Genomic DNA, 18,672 nt, shown 5'->3' with positions numbered 1-18,672 from the left:
AGGAACAGCTCCAGGTGAGGGCTGTTCCTTTTCATTACTATGATGTTACTATGATTCGAGTTTATAAAGCTTGTAGTTTGTAAAGTTTGTGTATGGAACGATCTAACATGGATCGTATCTGGATAACGGCTGGATTAGCGTACAGGAGTAAATGAATACTACTATAGTACACGTTATACATCGTATTATCCCATTGCCTTGCCACTATTCATCCTGATCTCTGTTCTCTGGAAAATCGCTCAATGAAAAGAGGGCATTCCACTTCGTCCGCGTACTAACTTTGTTCCTTACTGTTCCTTACTTTGCATAAATTTTGACATCGCTCATTGATCATGCTAATTTGCGTGAATCGTTATATATGCTCTAGCTTTAAGGCTGATTCGTCCTTTTCAAATAAAGCGGATCTCGATACGTCACTTTATTCACTGAATAATGCAACGTAGCCCCGGGTTTTAATTTTCGTTTATCAAATGTAATTAGAAGTTGCCCTTCATGATGGGGATCTGGAAGCAGATTGGATGAGTATGTCCCGTATTGTTGACCGGGTGCGCCATACCAGAAGGAAGCAGCTGTCGTATACGTTTGATAAGCTTTTTCTGGTTAAATACGTAAAAGATACTGATCCGATGTGGAATCGACGGCTAATAAGGTGACTTTGCCAGTTGTGCCCATATCCAGAGTTAACGGTAAATTAGAACCTTTCCCAGTAAAAATCTGAATAGGACGCTGATTTTGAATCGGCTCTTCATTAAAACTCCACGGTGTGACGATCAGCTCAGCCGGTTGCCCGATAATAGGTTCAAACTCCAAAAACGTATGTGGATCTCTACCAGAATTCGATGTTGTACGATAAATTCGATCGTTAGAATCGGTTAATGTATACGTTAAACCGAGTGGATAATATCCATGATTTAAATTGTACTGCTCACTCCACTTTTTCCATAGTTTGGAGTAGGAAGTCGTCAGGTCAATATACGTCGCCACCGGAGTAGCCTGCACTACTGCTCCATGAAAACCGATGCCTTCCGGAGTTCGGACAGTGTTAGTTAAGCTGTAATTCGGCAATGCGTTTTGCTTGGCATGGACATGATAAACGAACGGCTTGTCGGTCATTCCTTGCAGTGTGATGTGGATCTGCAAATCTACTTGCTGCGGTAATGCAGATGTAGGAACTTCCAGCAATTGCCCAAACCGGTCGGCAAGCTCTGTATCCGATAGGCCCATCAGTGGAGCAGCTTGTAGTTCACGTTGCAGGCTATAGATCGTTGTGCTGGCATCTTGCTGTTGATTACTATTCACTTCGTTATCTGTCGATGATAGTTGTCGACCATTTGTATAAATTTCAACCTGCTGTATAGCATGCTGCTTGGGCGTCTGCTGCTCTAGCTCGATATTTACTTTCTTGCCATCATACAGGAGGGAGCGCAACGTGAGTTTAATCCCATTTTGTTCAATGCTAGGCTGGAGCTGTATATTTTCTTGCTCATCCGCTGTTTGCCATCCCCATTGTGAAGTGAGTTGATACAATTGGCTAGTTCCAGGTAGCTGCTTTAATGTACGCGCCATATCTGCTGAGAAGAATGCCGAACCGATCACACTGCCAGCGCCGATGATCATAATCGCAGCAGCGGTAATGCCGTAACGGATCATGCGCTGATGACGTCGACGGATGGGATGAGCTGTCATCGTACCCGGCGTTGCGGTAGTCGTTATGTTCTCTGTTGGTGTTGCTACTGCGTCTACATCGGGCTTTTCTTTTTCTAATGCGGTATATCGCTCGTCTACTGTATACACTTTGTCTTTGTATGCTTGCTGCTCCTGACTGCGAGTGAACCTGTCTCTAATATGCGCTGCTGGTTGCCCCTGTTCGATCGCCTCATATATAGCTTGAAGTTCTGCTTGTATATCCGAAGGAGCTTGCTGCTGATCTTGTTCTACCGACTCGTTCTGCCCGATCTGCTTCAGCATACGTTCTAATCGATCTGTGTTATTTGTGCTCATAGGTACGACCTCCTTCCTCGTGATCTTCCAGCCAGCAGGATAACAGTTTTCGCGTGCGGTGCAGTCTTGTTTTAGCCGTGCCTTCGGATATGTTCATCATATCTGCAACCTGTTTTAACGGAATATCTTGAAAATAATGCAAAATGATCAGTTGACGCTTATCTTCTTCCAGTTGATCGACCAGCTGACGGATATCGACTGCTTCGTAAGCAGAGCTAACGGCTGACGCTGGGCGAATCTCGGCAAACGGAATGACTCGCTGCCGTTTACGCCAAATCGCATTGCATTCATTAATCAATATGCGAATAACCCATGTTTCGAAAAATGCTGTTTCGCGCAGTGTAGATAGCGATTCGTATGCTTTAATGATCGTTTCCTGCATCGCATCGACGATATCTTCCTTCTTCTTCACGATGGCCAAGGCGATTCGATACAGACGCGCTTCCATATGCTTCATCAATTCAACAAAAGCATGATGATCACCACTCTGTGCTTGTTGTACTTGCTGTTGTATGTCCAATTGCTCGTTCACCTTCTTTGTCCTGTAGAATTCATGTGGAATCGTTGCAGTTTTATTGAAAATCGTTAGATTAGATCGTTTAAGTAGAGGAAAGGTTACAGCAATGTATAATTTTTATAGTGTCGTTCTTTTAATATAGATGTACAGACGTTAGCTCAATATATGGCTTCACCTGAATTTTGGCAAGTGAATAGAAGCGCTTGGGATCGATATCGCAACATTCAGGCTACATTTGCCTGTAGTGAAAGAAAACATTACGATAAAGAACGGTCTACGACAAACTAGAATGATATATGAAGCGAGGATATGTAATGAACAAAGCTAAAGTATTAATTATTGAAGATGATACTCCCATTGCTGATCTTCTCTCTTATGGACTCGCGATGGAGGGATTCCAGACGCGCACAGCATCCAGCAGAGCTGCTGGAATGAGCGAACTACAAGCATTTCAGCCTGATCTATTGCTGCTCGATTGGATGCTGCCGGATGGAAGTGGTCTGGACATTTGTAAACAAGTAACCGCTCACTATAATATTCCGATCATGATGATTACCGCCAAATCGGATATTACCGATAAAATTCTCGGTCTTGAATTTGGGGCTGACGATTATATTACAAAACCATTTGATTTGCGTGAAGTGGTTGCTCGAATTCGTACCATTTTACGTAGAATTGAACAGGCGGCCAAGCTAAGTGTAGAGCAGCCGCTTGATGATGTGATTCAGTATCGGCATCTGGAAATTACAGAAACGGAACGTCTCGTTACAAGCGATGGACAGTCCGTAGAATTAACACCGAAAGAATACGATCTGCTGCTGATGCTGATCAAAAATCAAGGCAAAACGTTCACACGCTCCGAGCTACTCGATCTGGTATGGGGTTATCATTTTGCAGGTGATACACGCACAGTTGATACACATATCCAGCGACTTCGCAAAAAGCTGGATGCGAATGACTGCATTACAACGGTATTTGGCATCGGTTATAAGTTTCAGAAGACAGGTGGAACATGATGATACGCAAAATTAGTATCAAGTTTCTGATCGGCTTCTTTTTAATTTTCTCGCTTTCTTTCGTCGTGCTTAATCAGACGGTAAAGGAGTTTATCCGCAGCAGCAACCAGAGTCTCGTAACCGATGAACTCGAAGGATTGAAAAACAACAGCAGCGGATACGTATATCAAGCTTTTTTAATTAATCACTATAGCAATAACCAGTTGTATTTTGGAGAAATAGCGAAGGGAATTGCTGTTGATTTGAATCGAATGACAGATAGCAGTGTAGGTATTTACAATCTGGCGGGTAAGCTATTGTACACTCCAGATCGTTCAGCATTTCCAACCGATAAGGAAAGCGATCTTCAGCAGGCGATTCAAGGCAATACCGCTTATAGCATCACATACAATGGTAAACGTACAACGGTGTTATTTTCTTATCCCGTCATTGTCGATGGAGCGAAAGTTGGGATTTTACGCTTCCACAAAGATTTTAGTTCGTTATACCAGCAGACTGAACAGGTGCTCCAGATTACGCTGTACATCGCACTCGCCATTTTTGCAGCTGCCTTTTTATTTTCGTATATTTTATCCCGGCATATTACGATTCCGCTCGTTCAGCTAACAAAGGCATCCAATGAAGTAAAGAAGGGCAATCTTGGCATTCGTCTACATTTCAAACGAAAAGATGAAATTGGTCGGTTGGCAGACAATTTTAACGATATGATCGGGCAAATTAGTCGCCAGATCGACATTATCGAAAAAGATCGAGATCATCTCAAGCAACTCCACGAGCAGGAAAAGCTCTTTTTCGATAATATTACACATGAATTAAAAACACCGTTGACTTCTATTCTGGGCTATGCCGAAATTATTCGTACCAACGGAGAGAAAGATCCGATATTTTTCGATAAAGGGATGAATCATATTATTGAAGAAAGTCGGCGACTGCACAGTATGGTGTTGAAATTGTTGGAAGTATCACGCAGCAATCATGTCACACAGGAGTGGCAAATCGTAGATACAGGGGCAATTTTACGAGATGTCTGTGAATCGATGACGCTGCGAGCACAGCGATATCACAAGCAGATTCAATATAATCTTGCTGACGGACTGATCGTGCTAGGTGATCCTGATAGTGTGAGACAGCTATTCATCAATTTGATTGATAATGCGATCAAGCATAGTTTACCAGGCTCTGTCGTCTCGGTTAGAGGGGAACGAGTGGAGGATCGCATTCAGTTTGTGTTTAGTAATCCGAGTGATCCGATCGATAGCGACTACGTCTCCCGTTTATTTCAACCGTTCTATTTTGTACATGCTGTCGATACGGAGGAAGGCAGTGTGGGACTCGGTTTGAGCATTGTCAAATCGATCGTACAGCAGATGAACGGGACGATCGATATTGCTAATGAGCACAGTCAAACTATTGTGACCGTGCAATTAATCGCATTGACCGAAGTGGAAATGGAGAATCGATCATGAAGTATACAAATCTATTGGTATTGCTGCTCATCATGTTACTGCTATCGGCTTGCAGCAGTGCGCCTGTAACGGAGACGGTAATTATCCCGGATACGAATCCATCACCTGTGGATCACGCAAGCTCCAAACCAATCCACGTCAAAAAAATCTATCGTTTGCCCGATCGTTTTTCTAATGTTGGGCGCATACTCGGTTGGTCTGCCGATCATGCGGTAATTGCTACTTTTAATTCAAGCCAAAAAGTAAGTCTACAGCAATTGCCTTATCCGTATGAAAAAAGCAAAGATATCGGTACGATTGATCGTGCCAGCTATGATACGTTTCTGGCGCCAGATGGGAAAACCATTTGTGAAATATCTTCTTCTACTAATCAAACCGTTGTGCAGCTCGTTTCTTTAGCAGATGGGAAAAAGACAGTCCTTAATAAATGGGATGATGCTACATCTTATATTCAAAATATATCGTGGTCAGCGAATAGCAAATATATCAGTTATCTTGTCAACGAATCTTCAAATCAAAACCCGAACACGCTGCATATTTACAACATGTCTACGGGAACGGATAGCAGTTATCCGCTACGAGTTTTTCAAGCAACAGAAGGCGATGTCGTCATCCATGTCGATATTGCTAACAATGGTACAAGTGTGTTGCTGCAATCTTATCAAGGGAAGCGTCAGCAGAAAAAATTAGTTACGATGGTAGAGGTGTCTGGTAAGACGCTGGAGGTTCAATATGAACGCGAGATCGGTGGCAATGATGTTAGTTGGATGAATAACGATCAATTTGTGTTCCCTGGCGTAGATGGCTCGTTATACGAGTATGATCGGCGAAATGGTGAATTATCCGTCATTTTGGATCATGTGCTTAATTTTTCGTTCTCAAATGATCGTAAGAGCATTGCATATACATCGCTACAAGATCAAAATGTCATCTATGTAGGCAAGATTCAGGGCCGAAACGTACTGCATCAAGAACCTGTCTATCGCGGCATTACAGCCTATCTATTAATGTGGAATGAGGATGGTAAAAGTCTGCTCATTCAAGGTGCAAAACCGTGGGATGCGACACAAAGCTCCTCGACGACTAATTACAGTGAAGAGGCATTAATTGTTGCGCTGGAATAGTGAAGGCATAAGACGGTAAAATAGCAGAGGCGTGAGACGGTAAAAATCCCCTTATCGTTTTATGCAAACAAGTATACAGATGACTGGCTGTGTTAGACTATTCTCAATTCCAGTGTCTCTTTGTGAATAATGAACTGGCTGTGAATGATGAACTAGTAACTCGTACTATAGACCAATAGGTATAGGCGAACGAATCTTATATGAACGAGAGATGATAGACAAACAAACCGCATTCTGGCGCATGATGCCACAATGCGGTTTGTTCAATTTCGCTCTGTTGTGACAACTTGTTTACAAGTTCATCAAACTTTGGCGACAACTGTAGTTCATAATGAAAAGCATCAGGAATCATACTACACATAGCAAAGGATAGATACGAATGAATAGAAAGAATGCATGGGCGGCGAAATTGGCATGGGTGATTACAGCGTTAACTATTTCAGCAGCGGTGATATGGTTGTTTGGTGTCATGATACAAAAGGAGCGGCAACAAACAGTGGGTGACACTGCCATCGTTTATAATGCGGATGCTGCGCGGATCGATTCGCCACCTCCATCATCAGAATCATCGCCATCACTCGATACTGAGAATGGTCACTCTGTTGAATCTACTAAGGCGATTTCAAGCACGAATGCAGAAAGTTCCAACACAATTGCCGGTGGTGCAGGCGTTACAATGATCGGTGATTCGGTAACGGTTGGAATTGCGCCTTATTTGCAGGAAAAGCTGCCTCAGATGACGATTGATGGTAAAGTAGGTCGCCAAATGTCGCAAGCGACAGAAGAAATCAATAAGCTCACTGCTATGGGCAAACTGGGTGACTATGTCATTGTGGAACTCGGCAACAATGGTCCTTTTAGTCCGGAGCAATTGCGAAGTGTACTGCAATCTTTGTCCGGTGTCAAACGAGTATTGCTGGTCACAACGCGCGTGCCTGAAGCATGGGAAGATACAGTTAATACGACGATCACTCAGGTAGGACAGGAGTTTCCGAATGTGCAAATTGTAGATTGGTATGGGGCGAGTGCAGGTAAGGATCGTTATTTTTACAATGATGGTGTGCATTTGAAGCCAGCAGGTAGTCGGTATTACACTTCGCTTCTGGTTGCGGCGCTGGGGAAAGAATAAAATATAACACTTCAATGCAGCATGATGAGGAGTAGATAGGCATGGCTGAACAGAAATGTGTGGAACAAGCGATAAAGACATACTGGATCATTGGCCTGCTAAGTGTACTTGCTTCAGGATTGATCATAGGGTACTTGCAGTTTTTCTTTAATGAAATCGAAGCGGTAGCTCAAACGCTTTGTAACCATATATCGATGCCGGCAGGTGATCTGTCGATTATAGTAAGAAATGATGATCAGCCGTGGAGTGAATATAAAGCTTTGGTGAGGGGTAGTCAAACCTATATAATGGATGGCGGTATGATGAGTTGTATTTAGGTTTAAAACATAGCGGATGGTGGCTATAAAATAAGCGGATGGATTTCAGGGATATTTTGATGAAATATTCGTTTTGTCTTGGCCGAGAATAATTTTAATCTTAAATCCGTTTCAAGTCCTGGATGATGAAAATGCCAATGTGCAATCAAAATTCAAATTGGATAGGGTCAAGGCATTAGAGGCATAAAGAAGCCTGATGAATTGATATATTTAAGCTAAAATAATCGTTATAAAAACAGCGTATAATATAAATTATACGCTGTTTTTGGTTTAAACGAACATTATCACTCTCTATATACACTTATCTCACTAAAATTAGCATGATTTTTACTATTCTATGAGTGCAATCCAACTCAACATCGATGACTGAATTGGATTGTCCTGATCTCTACTGATCCCTATTATAATTTTCATTATGAACATAGTTAAAGCCTTCCACGCACTATTCATTTCACAGCAATCCAACTCAGATGATAATTACAATTGTACGAGCGATCACGAATGGTCATCATCGCCATCCAACACCCATTTAACATTATCGATTATCAGTGCTATGCTCATATAACGTATTCTGTATCCATGCAATGGATTCGTTCAGCATCTCCGCGTTTCCAGCCCGCTTATCACTTTCACATCAATTCGTAAGGAGGTTTTCGATGGATACGAACATACTTGCTAACGGACTTCGCATTATTGCCCATAGCAAAAGCGTGACTGGCGATATTTGGGAAGCGCATTTTGGAGCAGCGGCGATTGCAGCTTACTTCTTTACCGAAGAAAATAAGCTCGCTGTAGATACGGTCAATTGTATCCAGCTCCAGGTCGAAAAGATGCTTGTCGAGAAATCGTATACAACCACCCCTTACTCGGCAACGCAAATACAGATGGAGCAAGCGGAGGAGCTTATTCTTCAATCATTATCGTCGGTTATGGATGACCTGCACTGGGTCGGGCATAACGTAATCTATACCGCACTAAGTTTACAGGCGATTCGTGAACTGGATGGATGGGGAATAGAATCTGATATTCAAGGGATTTGCGTGTTAATTGAATCATTCAAACGAACCATTCCAGGTAGATCGTGGCTCGGTTATTCGGTAGCTGAAGTCAAACGATTAATGATTGAAGCGAGTGATCGATTCCCTGTAATTACAAATGCGCAGCAGTTATCATCGTTTGTATTAAATGAATTAGCATCGTTCCGTACTATTTACCGAGCCGAAGCTCATCATGATCTGATCGGGCATATGTTGACCTTTTCGCACGCTTTAAATATATTGTTCGATCTTGGATATAGTTCGTATGCACAACAAGCTATGCCTTCGCTATTCAAATTGATCAAGGCGCTCCGAGCTACACATGATCTTCAAGCGGATGCGACTATACGTTTGAATTCTCCTATAGATCATCTACCGCTCGTCAAAGCAACACGTTCATCATGGCTTCCGTTGGAACGGGAGTATTGGTCTACCGATTATGCGCCTCAAGATTGGGATTTCGGGCATGTATTCAAATTCCCGTATAGCTTTTACAATCACCTTAATCGAATCGATGTGGGTATGGCGAAAGCGGTGGAAAACTTTCGTTATATTATTTGCTCGGAATCGAAGTGAATGGAGTGTGCTTCAACAGATCGGATAGGGCGTTGGATAGAGTGATTGATAAAAGAGCGAAAAGACTTTAATCTAAAAAAGTCTTTTCGCTCTTTTGCTTCATATTTAGTTTTATATTCTAAGGATGAGCAGAGAAAATGGATCAATTGTAGTTAATTCAATAATTTTTTTGACTATAATACCTATAACAACTCATTGATTTATATAATTTATATAATTATACGCTGTTTTTGTTTTAGCGCTTTAAACGATAGGATGACAACCTCAGTTACATCTAAGTAAAGCTTTATTCAAGTATCATTTTCCATCTAATACCATACATTTTATTCAAATGCACTATTCGCAAAATTACACTTCATCTACACCTGATCTACACATCTCAATTTTATACTACATACATACCCAACCACACAGGAGGTCGTTAATCATGAACAAAACATCCAAACTTTTAATGAGCATCACATTGACAGGTGCAGCACTGGCTACACCGTGGGCACTTCAGACAAACAATGTATCCGCTGCTGCATCGACTACCCATAAGCAAACGATAGCGGCAGCGTCCAAGCAAAACAATAATCCATACGAAGTAGCCGGGATTAGTAGTGCTAACGCTTTTCATCAATTCTTCTTCAACTTCCAACAAGCGGTTATGAAAGGCAATAAGGCAGCGGTTGCTTCCAGAGTCCATTATCCGCTAAATGTGAACGCTAATGGAAAGACGTACACGATTAAAAATGCCAAGAGCTTTATCGCAAAATATGATTTTATTATGACGCCGGAAGTGAAACGTACACTCGCTTATGCGATTGAGGAAGATCTGTTTGTGAACTGGAAGGGTGTTATGGTTGGTAATGGTGAATTATGGTTCAGTCAATCGAATGGCAAGCTTGGTCTGGATGCAGTGAATCGATAAGCGATATACGCACAGGCAGCCGATCTATTCAGTCTCCAGCCCATACCGTGCACACCATCCATAGAGTGCGTCGATAGTGAGTACAACTTTGACAGTATCTCCATCTATAGGTAGCATGGAGTGGATATTAAATCCGACCGATACGGAGTGCATATAGAATGAACAAAACGATTTTACTTGTTGAAGATGATATATTAATGCGCGAATTTATGACGGACTATTTCAAAAAGGATGGTTGGAATGTACTGGAGGCGAATAATGGGCGTGAGGCATTAGAGCTATTTGAACAGCATGAATTGGATCTGATCGTGCTCGATATTATGATGCCGGAAGTGGATGGATGGTCGGTTTGTCGCCGTATACGCAAGCAATCGGCGATTCCGATCATTATTATTACCGCGCGCACGGACGACGATGATCAGGTGATGGGCTTTGAATTAGGCGCAGACGAGTATGTGACCAAGCCATTCAGCCCTAAAGTGCTTGTTGCACGAGCGACTGGATTACTTAAACGGGCACAGGGAACGCTTGGTCGCGAGAATGATCTATTCATCTATGGAGATGGCGCGCTGAAAATTAATAAGCGTGCCTATACGGTACAGGTGAACGATCAGCTGGTGAATTTAACCGCTAAAGAATACAATCTGCTTGATCTGCTCACCCGTCATTATGGTGCCGTACTAGATCGGGACAAAATTTTAAATGGAGTCTGGGGAATTGACCATTTTGGTGATCCGCGTGCGGTGGATACGCATATTAAGAAGCTGCGCGCCAAGCTGGGAGATGAAGGTCGTCATATTCGTACGGTGATCGGTGCAGGGTATAAGTTTGAGGTAGATTTATGAGCCTGCAAAGAGGTGAGCAGCGATGAGAACGAAAGGGATTGTATTCAAGCTGTTCATCATAACATCAATCGTTACCATCGGCATATTCGCCTTCATTTTACTAGGGCAGGGACTGTTTTTTGAAAAGTTCTATCGAACGGTTAAAGTGCATGATCTGGAGCAGAATATGCACTCGTTTGCTAAACAATATGCTGAACAAGGCGATAATCTAGTGTCATCGGCACGTCTGCTCGGTCAATTTAGCAATGATAATCATGCTGCGCTGGCGATTTACGATTCTGATTTACAGCGGCGTAGTCTGGACCCTTATTATATTACGATTCAAACGCAGGATCGCAAAGTATCGCTGTTATTTTCCTCACTTGGAACATCGATTGGGGATGTTCCACCGAACTTACAGATCGGCGCGACACTGACGGCAGACGGGATATATATGGATCAGGATGATAGGATCATGCAGCCTTCGTTATTGCAACCCCAAACGCCCGCACCGGAGCAAGGATTAACTCGTATTCAAGGACACATCACCGACTTGGTACTGCCAAAAGATCAGGAGATGAGCATGAGTCCATTTTATACGAGTACATTAATTGATGGAGCGTTTAATGATTGGCGTAATAACGTAAGTACGAATCACAATGATGCTATTGGTTTATTAAAAGCTGGTCAAACGATCGAGACCGAATGGGTTGATAACTGGAGCGGCGTGACGTATGCCATGATTATTATGCCTGTACAGGATAGTGGCGGTGGGATGAATTATGTACTGTCTCTATCTTCGTTGCAGCCGGTAGGGGAAGCAGCGGCTTTGCTGCAACGATATTACGTTTATCTAGCTCCGATCATTGTCGTTATTTTGCTAGTGCTTTCCTTTATATACTCCCGATTATTATCCAGACCGTTATTGCAGTTAAGTCGTACATCAGCACGGATGGCAAGACTGGATTTTCAAGCGGTCGATCATGGGGCTATCCGTTCAACAGATGAATTTGGCGAGGTGTCTCGTAATTTGGATACGCTGCGCCATAATTTGGATACGGCGTTACGCCAATTGTCCGAGACGAATGAAGCGCTCAGCCGTGAGATGGAGGAGAAAATCCGTGCAGAAGAACTGCGTAAGGAATTGATCGCTAACATCTCGCACGAGCTGAAGACGCCGCTTGGCATTGTAAAAGGCTTTGCAGAAGGCTTACAGGACGATGTAGCAGCGGATAAGCGGGAACGATATGTTCAGCTAATTGTAACCGAAACCGACCGGATGAATGCCTTAATTATGGATATGCTACAGTTATCCCGTTTTGAAGTAAAAGCGGTGAAGCTAAAACAAGAAACGATCGATATTGTGCAGCATATTGAAGCTTTACTGCATTCTTTTACCCCTCAATTGGATCATCGTAATCTACGCGTCCATACGTTTGGCGATAAAACGTTAGAGGTGACAGCAGATCCGAGACGAATCGATCAGGTGCTACTCAATCTGCTCAGTAACGCTGTTCGTCATGCTCGTGAAGGTGGCATCATTACTGTCAATTGGCAAATAATTGAGGATAACGAAGTGGAGATTAGGATTGAAAACGAAGGTGATCCTATTCCGGCACAGGAGCTGGAACGAATCTGGGATCAATTTTACCGGGCGGAGCGCTCACGAGATCGCAAGACTGGCGGTACAGGGCTAGGACTGGCGATCGTTAAGCATATTTTGGAACTATACGGGAGTCGATATGGGGTAAATAACATAGAGAACGGTGTCGCTTTTTATTTTACATTGAAGCGAGTGAAAGCCGCACAAGAAATGAGGAACAATAATGAATAAAATGTATAGTTCGGTAGCATCCATGTTATTAATGGGTGGGGTGTTAATTAGCGGTTGTGGAAACCAAGCGCCAAACACAGCTACATCATCTCAACCGACTTCCAGCGACACGTCCAGTCCATCAGATACGGTACAAAATAATGACGTAACTTCGTCGCCAATGAATCAGCAGCAGGGAGAGACGGATACAACGACCGGTAATGAAGTCGGTGGCATCGATACGTCGAATGAATCCTCCGCTGATGGAGCGACAGAGAACGATCAAACGGCTAATTCAAACGATATTTTGATCATTATCGACCAGACGGAGAAGCCGATCGAAGATGCAGGTATGTTCAATTTCTCTATCCAACATCTACCCAAAGGCTATCGTCTGGATAAGATGAGTTGGACGGGCAAAGGGAAAGAAATCGTAAATACGTATAAACAAGCGATTGAAAATGGCGGTACAGGTGGTCCGGAAGACGGTTCATTTTACATTAGTGGAGATGGACAATTTTCAGGCTTTTCCTATCCTGAATCTCGAAAAGGGGAGCAGGGTACAGTAGCGTTTACGTTCGTTAATGATGCTGAGCATGAGATAAAATGGGAGAAAAAACTTACTTTGAAATGAAAAAAAGTGCGTCATCCTGATTGGAAGGGTGTCGCACTTTTTGTAGTTGTAGTTGTAGTATATCTATGTCGGATTGGACCATTTTCATTAATATGCGCTAATAGTTCATTACATAATAATCAACACTTTGATCAACAATTCACTAATGCTTAATTTTAATAAAAATATTAGTTTACATAATATTTATTATGTTTATAAAAATAAACTACAATGCAATACACCAAATGCCAACTGAAAAAACAGCATTTCCATTAAAATACCACCTTGATGTATACCCTGTCCAACAATCTATATTACTTCTCCAAGCATGTACCTGACTATCACTAATACAAGTTGCTATTCTCTTTCAATTTCGTACTAATTGTCCGACTAACCTTGCCTATCTCGTAAAATTAAAGCAGGCACCAGCCTAATATAAACTAGTTCGCCTACAATCTCTACAATCGTTTGCGTAACAATAATAGCGGCCACGATCATGCTCCATTCGCCAGGTAATGCTAAAGCAAGTGGAAGCACAACGAGCGAATTGCGTGTACCTGAACTGAAGATCAGCGTGCGGCCTGAAGCGACATCCAGCTTAAACCAGACTGCAATCGAGCGCGCAACCCACGGCATAATGAGCATAAATGCAATATACACAGGGATTACCGCTAAAATCACATCCCAGTGCGCGGTTAATTTGCCAATTTGCGAGGATATAATTGTAAATAATGTTAACGCCATCAATGGCACAGGTAGCCAGGCAGAGAAAGAAAGTCCCATTTGAAAAGGCTGATAACGCCTGGATAGCGACTGTACACCAATCGCTACAACGAGCGGAGTCACAATAATGATCAAGAATGCTTCGATAAAAGGCTGCGGATCTACAATCTTCATTGCTTCCGGGCCAAGAAATAGCCACAAATACAAGGGAAGTAAGATCATCTGTGTCATGAACAATAGGGGGGTGCTGAGCAGCATTAACTTCTCATTTCCACGCCCTAAATAGGTAAATACAATCACATAATCAATACAGGGCGTAAGCAGCACCATATATACACCAAGCAATACAGGCATTTCCTGAGGAAGCAAATGACTTAATAGCCATACTACGACTGGAACAGCAATGTAATTGGCTATCAGAATTGCTGTTAGAAAACGCCCATTAACGAATGATTGCCGAATGGAAGCAAACGGAATCTGCGTAAACATGCCATACATCAGTACAGCGATAATAGATGAAAGCAGTGCAGGATGGTTCAATATAGGCACAATTTGCTTAGCGAATAACCCTGTAATGGCTGCTGCGATAAGTATAATGATATACAGTCCAACTTGATGTTGCTCCATCTGCTCCCTTGTTAACATAGCGCATCGAACTCCTTTTAACTCTTCATTCAATATTCTGGCACAATTGCATGCCATTTCGATAAAAATTCGCAAAAAAGCCATTTCATTTCTATTAGCCAATCCATATGCATACATATTCGATTTTATCATGATCGATAGTCGCATCATATAGCAGGAATAAAAGGGGAGAGCTTGCTTAAACAAATAGTATAGGAGTTCACACTCGTTTATTATTTATTAACATAATAATTATTATGTTAATATTTCCGATATTTAATATGCAAAAAGTTGAATTAACAAATGATACTGTGATTCACCAATCAAATAAAGCGCTTGAAAAAAGTCCCTAATTCTACTACAATTACAAACGATAATGAGATTCAATATCAATTACAAGTCACAGGGGGAAGAAATCTATGTACAGATTTAAAAGATCATTGCTTGGAGCTTCTGCATTACTGCTCATCATTATGGTGTTAGCAGGATGCGCATCCGGTAACTCCAATGAGTCTGCCAATGCTTCCGGGCAATCGGCTACCAATACAGACGCTTCTGCAAACACGCGCACGGTGAAACACGCAATGGGCGAAACGAAAATTGTAGGCACGCCGAAACGGGTTGTCACACTGTATCAAGGAGCTAATGATGTCGTTGTCGCTCTTGGTGTGAAGCCAGTCGGCGTTGTAGAATCGTGGGTTCAACAACCGGTCTATGATTATCTGAAAAAAGACCTCGGTGATGTACAGCAGGTGGGTCAGGAATCCCAACCCAATCTGGAGGAAATACATAAATTGAAGCCGGATCTGATCATTGCGACGAAAACTCGCCATGAAGACATCTATGATCAGTTGTCTCAGATCGCGCCAACCGTCATGACAGATAAGCTGTACGACTGGAAAGAAACGGTGAAAGTGGCTGGCGAAGCGTTGAACGAGCAGGATAAAGCCAACAAATTGCTTTCAGATTGGGATGCTCGTGTAGCAGATTTCAAATCGAAAATGGGCGATCGTCTTCCTATTGAAGCAACCATTACCAATTTCCGTTCCGATCAGGTTCGTATCTATTACATGGGTTATGCAGGTCTGATTTTGAAAGATCTGGGTTTCACCCGTCCTGCTGGACAGGATTCCGATACATGGGGCACCGAACTGACATCCAAGGAAAATATTCCAAATATGAATGCAGATATGATCTTTAACTTTAATTCGGGTGATGATCAGGCAGCTATTAATAAACTGTACAAAGATTGGACAAGCAGTCCACTATGGGCAAATCTGAATGCGGTTAAGAAAAATCAGGTCTACCAGGTGGATGAAGTGAACTGGAACATGGGTGGAGGATACATTTCTGCCAATCTGTTGCTGGATGATCTGTACAAACAATTTAAATTGAAATAAGCAGTATCTCATTGTTGAATAGCAAGGTCTATCCGGTCGGAAGCGCAATATGCTGCTAGATGTCGATCGGATGGGCCTTGTTTATCCATTTATATGCTGACTGCTCAGCAATAGAAGTGGTGTATCATGGTGTAATGTTCAGGTATAGATTGGATTTGCACTTCATATCAACCTATACGACCTCTAACTTGGAAAACGTACAGTTAGATCCTGGATCAAAATGCAAATGGACAATTCAGATCGATATTATGGAAGAAAGAGTGAGTCTATGTTTCCGCTGTTCAGACAAGGAAAAAGCAGATTGGCAGGCTTGCTGGTGCTGCTACTAATCGTAGTACTGGCGGCTGTTGCCAGTATGATTTATGGACGGACACCGATCACGTTTGCGGTGGCGATTGAAGCATTCACGCATTATGATCAGCAATCCGTCGCACATGTCGTTCTGCATACAGAGCGTTTGCCGCGTACGATTATTGCGGCAGTTGTTGGTGCAGTGCTCGCTATAGCTGGCGCGATGATGCAGGCGCTGACGCGGAATCCGCTTGCTTCACCGAGCGTATTCGGCATCAACGCCGGCGCGATCTTTTGTATCGTTATTGCGGTTGTCGTACTGTCTATCGATTCGTTAACGACATTGATGTGGTTTGGGTTTGCAGGTGCAGCGATCTCTGCTGTGATTGTGTATCTGCTCGGCTCCATCGGTCGTGATGGACTGACGCCGATCAAAATTATACTCGCTGGTACAGCGATGACTGCGCTATTCTCATCATTTACCCAGGCGGTACTTATACTTGATGGAACAGGTCTACAGGATGTGTTGTTCTGGATGACGGGTTCGGTGAGCGGGCGTTCGCTTCAGATGTTATATCCGGTATTGCCGTATATGGCAATTGCGGTCATTATTGCGCTTAGTATGGGTAGAGCGATTAATCTACTGCTCACTGGTGATGATATCGCTCGCGGAATGGGGCAGAATGTGCTGGTCGTGAAGCTGCTCATGGGTCTTGTAACTGTATTGCTCGCTGGTGGCGCTGTCTCTGTAGCAGGTTCGGTCGGATTGGTCGGGCTTGTCGTTCCACACTTGATGCGCGCGCTCGTGGGTAACGATTATCGGTGGTTAGTTCCGTATTGCTTGCTCGGCGGTGCGATTTTGCTGCTGCTGGCAGATGTGACGGCGCGTCTTGTCATTATGCCTTCCGAGTTGCCGCTAGGCGTCGTTACAGCGCTGATTGGTGGCCCTTTCTTCATCTATATCGCCCGTAAGGGGGTGACTCGCCTGTGAAACGCATCATTACATTTCGCAGTCGTAACGAGCGTGTATCGTTTCGTTTGGAAAAGCGTTCGTTACTCATTATTGGCGTACTGACATTAGTAAGTGTACTAGCTTTAATTATAGGTACTGGCTTTGGCAGTGATTATATTGCACCGCTGGATGTATTACGCACGATCTTAGGCTGGAATGATGGCGATTTTGACTTTGTTGTGCTGACGTTACGTTTACCACGTGTACTACTGGCGATGCTGGTAGGGATGGCGCTCGGAATGTCAGGCGCTATTTTACAAGGGATTATACGCAATCCGCTTGCTTCGCCTGATGTGATTGGGATTACAGGCGGTGCGGCTGTAGCAGCGGTCGGATTTGTCACATTGCTCGGTGGCGCGCTTAGTATTAAACTATTGCCGTTATTTGCTGTAGCCGGAGCGCTGGTAACCGCATTGATCATTTACATGCTGTCATGGAAGTCTGGTGTAACGCCGATTCGGCTTGTACTGATCGGGATCGGCGTATCGGCGATTACAGGCGCAGGTACGACTTTTATGCTGATTATTAGCCCATTTTATACAGCCGGGCAGGCGTATATTTGGCTCACCGGTAGTGTGTATGGAGCAACATGGACTGATGTGAATACGATATGGCCGGTGTTAGTCATTATTTTACCAGCAGCGATCATTCTGGCACGCAGTCTGAATGCGCAGGAGTTTGGCGATGATCTAGCAACAGGACTTGGCGTTACGGTGCAAAAGCATCGGTTTCTGCTGCTGGCATGCAGTGTGCTGCTGGCAGGAATTGCTGTCTCGGTCGCGGGCACGATTGGTTTTGCTGGATTGATGGCGCCGCATATTGCACGCAGGCTTGTAGGGCGTATGTTTGGCAGCTTGTTGATTGTGTCAGGGCTAATCGGCGGTTTGCTCGTGTTCGCTGCCGACTTGATTGGACGAACGTTATTTGTGCCGCTGGATGTGCCAGCAGGGGTGTTTACGGCTGGTGTAGGGGCGCCGTTCTTCCTCTATTTGCTGTTCCGTAATCGGAATCAATTTTGAACAAATAGAATGATGAAATAAATAGATAGAAGGATGTTGCTTATATGCACAGATCATCCTTTTGTTATGCAAGTGCATCTCGAAATGATCTGCGTTGATCAAAGGGTGTGTGTAAACTCGTAGAGGTGTAAGCTGCACAGACTATAGTCCATCGCCTTATTCCGTCCTGGAGTATGAAGTAGTGTCTGCTCTAGCAAAACCGTTTGCGTACACGTCCTAGATCTGTGTACGCAACATTAGTATATACGTCTCAGCTT

Annotated in this window: 16 protein-coding genes; 13 read left to right on the top strand and 3 right to left on the bottom strand. The window is 43.3% G+C overall.

Features of this window, described 5'->3' with window-relative positions:
- Nucleotides 1-600: 600 nt before the first annotated feature.
- Together AAHF22_RS05360 and AAHF22_RS05355 are read right to left on the bottom strand one after the other, a co-directional pair.
- The gene (locus AAHF22_RS05360) at nucleotides 601-2,001 is read right to left on the bottom strand and encodes a DUF4179 domain-containing protein (RefSeq protein ID WP_347323933.1); all 1,401 of its coding nucleotides are present in this window, start codon (nucleotides 1,999-2,001) and stop codon (nucleotides 601-603) included.
- Nucleotides 1,988-2,521: a sigma-70 family RNA polymerase sigma factor gene (locus tag AAHF22_RS05355; RefSeq protein ID WP_347323932.1), complete on the bottom strand. Its 534-nt coding sequence runs from the start codon at nucleotides 2,519-2,521 to the stop codon at nucleotides 1,988-1,990. Before AAHF22_RS05355 ends, AAHF22_RS05360 begins: the two co-directional genes overlap by 14 nt.
- A gap of 311 nt (nucleotides 2,522-2,832) precedes the next feature.
- On the opposite strand from AAHF22_RS05355, the gene AAHF22_RS05350 reads away from it, so the two are divergent.
- The 10 genes from AAHF22_RS05350 to AAHF22_RS05305 all read left to right on the top strand — a co-directional run bounded on the left by AAHF22_RS05350 (nucleotide 2,833) and on the right by AAHF22_RS05305 (nucleotide 13,367).
- On the top strand, nucleotides 2,833-3,534 hold the full coding sequence (locus AAHF22_RS05350; protein ID WP_347323931.1) for a response regulator transcription factor: 702 nt from the start codon (nucleotides 2,833-2,835) through the stop codon (nucleotides 3,532-3,534).
- Nucleotides 3,534-5,000 carry an ATP-binding protein gene (locus AAHF22_RS05345; protein ID WP_347323930.1) on the top strand — a complete coding sequence of 489 codons (1,467 nt, stop codon included), beginning with the start codon at nucleotides 3,534-3,536 and terminating at the stop codon, nucleotides 4,998-5,000. The genes AAHF22_RS05350 and AAHF22_RS05345 overlap by 1 nt, the downstream gene beginning before the upstream one ends.
- Nucleotides 4,997-6,124: a hypothetical protein gene (locus tag AAHF22_RS05340; RefSeq protein ID WP_347323929.1), complete on the top strand. Its 1,128-nt coding sequence runs from the start codon at nucleotides 4,997-4,999 to the stop codon at nucleotides 6,122-6,124. Before AAHF22_RS05345 ends, AAHF22_RS05340 begins: the two co-directional genes overlap by 4 nt.
- A 379-nt stretch (nucleotides 6,125-6,503) precedes the next feature.
- A complete protein-coding gene (locus AAHF22_RS05335; protein ID WP_347323928.1) occupies nucleotides 6,504-7,253 on the top strand; it encodes an SGNH/GDSL hydrolase family protein in 750 nt (249 codons plus the stop codon).
- A gap of 41 nt (nucleotides 7,254-7,294) precedes the next feature.
- A complete protein-coding gene (locus AAHF22_RS05330; protein ID WP_347323927.1) occupies nucleotides 7,295-7,570 on the top strand; it encodes a hypothetical protein in 276 nt (91 codons plus the stop codon).
- 656 nt (nucleotides 7,571-8,226) lie between these two features.
- The gene (locus AAHF22_RS05325) at nucleotides 8,227-9,183 is read left to right on the top strand and encodes a hypothetical protein (RefSeq protein ID WP_347323926.1); all 957 of its coding nucleotides are present in this window, start codon (nucleotides 8,227-8,229) and stop codon (nucleotides 9,181-9,183) included.
- Nucleotides 9,184-9,610: 427 nt separating this feature from the next.
- Nucleotides 9,611-10,096 carry a hypothetical protein gene (locus tag AAHF22_RS05320; RefSeq protein ID WP_347323925.1) on the top strand — a complete coding sequence of 162 codons (486 nt, stop codon included), beginning with the start codon at nucleotides 9,611-9,613 and terminating at the stop codon, nucleotides 10,094-10,096.
- A gap of 158 nt (nucleotides 10,097-10,254) precedes the next feature.
- A complete protein-coding gene (locus tag AAHF22_RS05315; protein WP_347323924.1) occupies nucleotides 10,255-10,941 on the top strand; it encodes a response regulator transcription factor in 687 nt (228 codons plus the stop codon).
- Between the two features lie 22 nt (nucleotides 10,942-10,963).
- Nucleotides 10,964-12,754, top strand: coding sequence for a sensor histidine kinase (locus AAHF22_RS05310; RefSeq protein WP_347323923.1), 1,791 nt, complete (start codon nucleotides 10,964-10,966; stop codon nucleotides 12,752-12,754).
- A complete protein-coding gene (locus AAHF22_RS05305) occupies nucleotides 12,747-13,367 on the top strand; it encodes a hypothetical protein (protein ID WP_347323922.1) in 621 nt (206 codons plus the stop codon). The genes AAHF22_RS05310 and AAHF22_RS05305 overlap by 8 nt, the downstream gene beginning before the upstream one ends.
- Nucleotides 13,368-13,736: 369 nt before the next feature.
- On the opposite strand, the gene AAHF22_RS05300 is transcribed toward AAHF22_RS05305, so the two are convergent.
- The gene (locus AAHF22_RS05300) at nucleotides 13,737-14,714 is read right to left on the bottom strand and encodes an arsenic resistance protein (protein WP_347323921.1); all 978 of its coding nucleotides are present in this window, start codon (nucleotides 14,712-14,714) and stop codon (nucleotides 13,737-13,739) included.
- 398 nt (nucleotides 14,715-15,112) lie between these two features.
- Here AAHF22_RS05300 and AAHF22_RS05295 point away from each other — a divergent pair, with 398 nt between their 5' ends.
- From AAHF22_RS05295 to AAHF22_RS05285, 3 genes are all read left to right on the top strand, one after another.
- Entirely contained in the window at nucleotides 15,113-16,093 is a 981-nt protein-coding gene (locus AAHF22_RS05295; RefSeq protein WP_347323920.1) for an ABC transporter substrate-binding protein, read from the top strand.
- A gap of 268 nt (nucleotides 16,094-16,361) precedes the next feature.
- The gene (locus tag AAHF22_RS05290; RefSeq protein WP_347324114.1) at nucleotides 16,362-17,375 is read left to right on the top strand and encodes a FecCD family ABC transporter permease; all 1,014 of its coding nucleotides are present in this window, start codon (nucleotides 16,362-16,364) and stop codon (nucleotides 17,373-17,375) included.
- Entirely contained in the window at nucleotides 17,372-18,415 is a 1,044-nt protein-coding gene (locus tag AAHF22_RS05285) for a FecCD family ABC transporter permease (RefSeq protein ID WP_347323919.1), read from the top strand. Before AAHF22_RS05290 ends, AAHF22_RS05285 begins: the two co-directional genes overlap by 4 nt.
- Nucleotides 18,416-18,672: the final 257 nt, after the last annotated feature.

This window comes from Paenibacillus wenxiniae (assembly GCF_039822605.1).
In the GTDB taxonomy this organism is placed as follows: domain Bacteria; phylum Bacillota; class Bacilli; order Paenibacillales; family Paenibacillaceae; genus Saccharibacillus; species Saccharibacillus wenxiniae.
Note: the sequence above shows the minus strand (reverse complement) of the source record. Positions and strands in the feature narration are given on the sequence as shown.

What these genes read in the sequence shown, in the direction of transcription:
- AAHF22_RS05310 (WP_347323923.1), top strand. Translation starts at nt 10,964, where the DNA reads ATGAGAACGAAAGGGATTGTATTCAAGCTGTTCATCATAACATCAATC.
- AAHF22_RS05315 (WP_347323924.1), top strand. Translation starts at nt 10,255, where the DNA reads ATGAACAAAACGATTTTACTTGTTGAAGATGATATATTAATGCGCGAA.
- AAHF22_RS05290 (WP_347324114.1), top strand. Translation starts at nt 16,362, where the DNA reads ATGTTTCCGCTGTTCAGACAAGGAAAAAGCAGATTGGCAGGCTTGCTG.
- AAHF22_RS05345 (WP_347323930.1), top strand. Translation starts at nt 3,534, where the DNA reads ATGATACGCAAAATTAGTATCAAGTTTCTGATCGGCTTCTTTTTAATT.
- AAHF22_RS05360 (WP_347323933.1), bottom strand. Translation starts at nt 2,001, where the DNA reads ATGAGCACAAATAACACAGATCGATTAGAACGTATGCTGAAGCAGATC.
- AAHF22_RS05320 (WP_347323925.1), top strand. Translation starts at nt 9,611, where the DNA reads ATGAACAAAACATCCAAACTTTTAATGAGCATCACATTGACAGGTGCA.
- AAHF22_RS05330 (WP_347323927.1), top strand. Translation starts at nt 7,295, where the DNA reads ATGGCTGAACAGAAATGTGTGGAACAAGCGATAAAGACATACTGGATC.
- AAHF22_RS05335 (WP_347323928.1), top strand. Translation starts at nt 6,504, where the DNA reads ATGAATAGAAAGAATGCATGGGCGGCGAAATTGGCATGGGTGATTACA.
- AAHF22_RS05340 (WP_347323929.1), top strand. Translation starts at nt 4,997, where the DNA reads ATGAAGTATACAAATCTATTGGTATTGCTGCTCATCATGTTACTGCTA.
- AAHF22_RS05350 (WP_347323931.1), top strand. Translation starts at nt 2,833, where the DNA reads ATGAACAAAGCTAAAGTATTAATTATTGAAGATGATACTCCCATTGCT.
- AAHF22_RS05295 (WP_347323920.1), top strand. Translation starts at nt 15,113, where the DNA reads ATGTACAGATTTAAAAGATCATTGCTTGGAGCTTCTGCATTACTGCTC.
- AAHF22_RS05325 (WP_347323926.1), top strand. Translation starts at nt 8,227, where the DNA reads ATGGATACGAACATACTTGCTAACGGACTTCGCATTATTGCCCATAGC.
- AAHF22_RS05305 (WP_347323922.1), top strand. Translation starts at nt 12,747, where the DNA reads ATGAATAAAATGTATAGTTCGGTAGCATCCATGTTATTAATGGGTGGG.
- AAHF22_RS05300 (WP_347323921.1), bottom strand. Translation starts at nt 14,714, where the DNA reads ATGTTAACAAGGGAGCAGATGGAGCAACATCAAGTTGGACTGTATATC.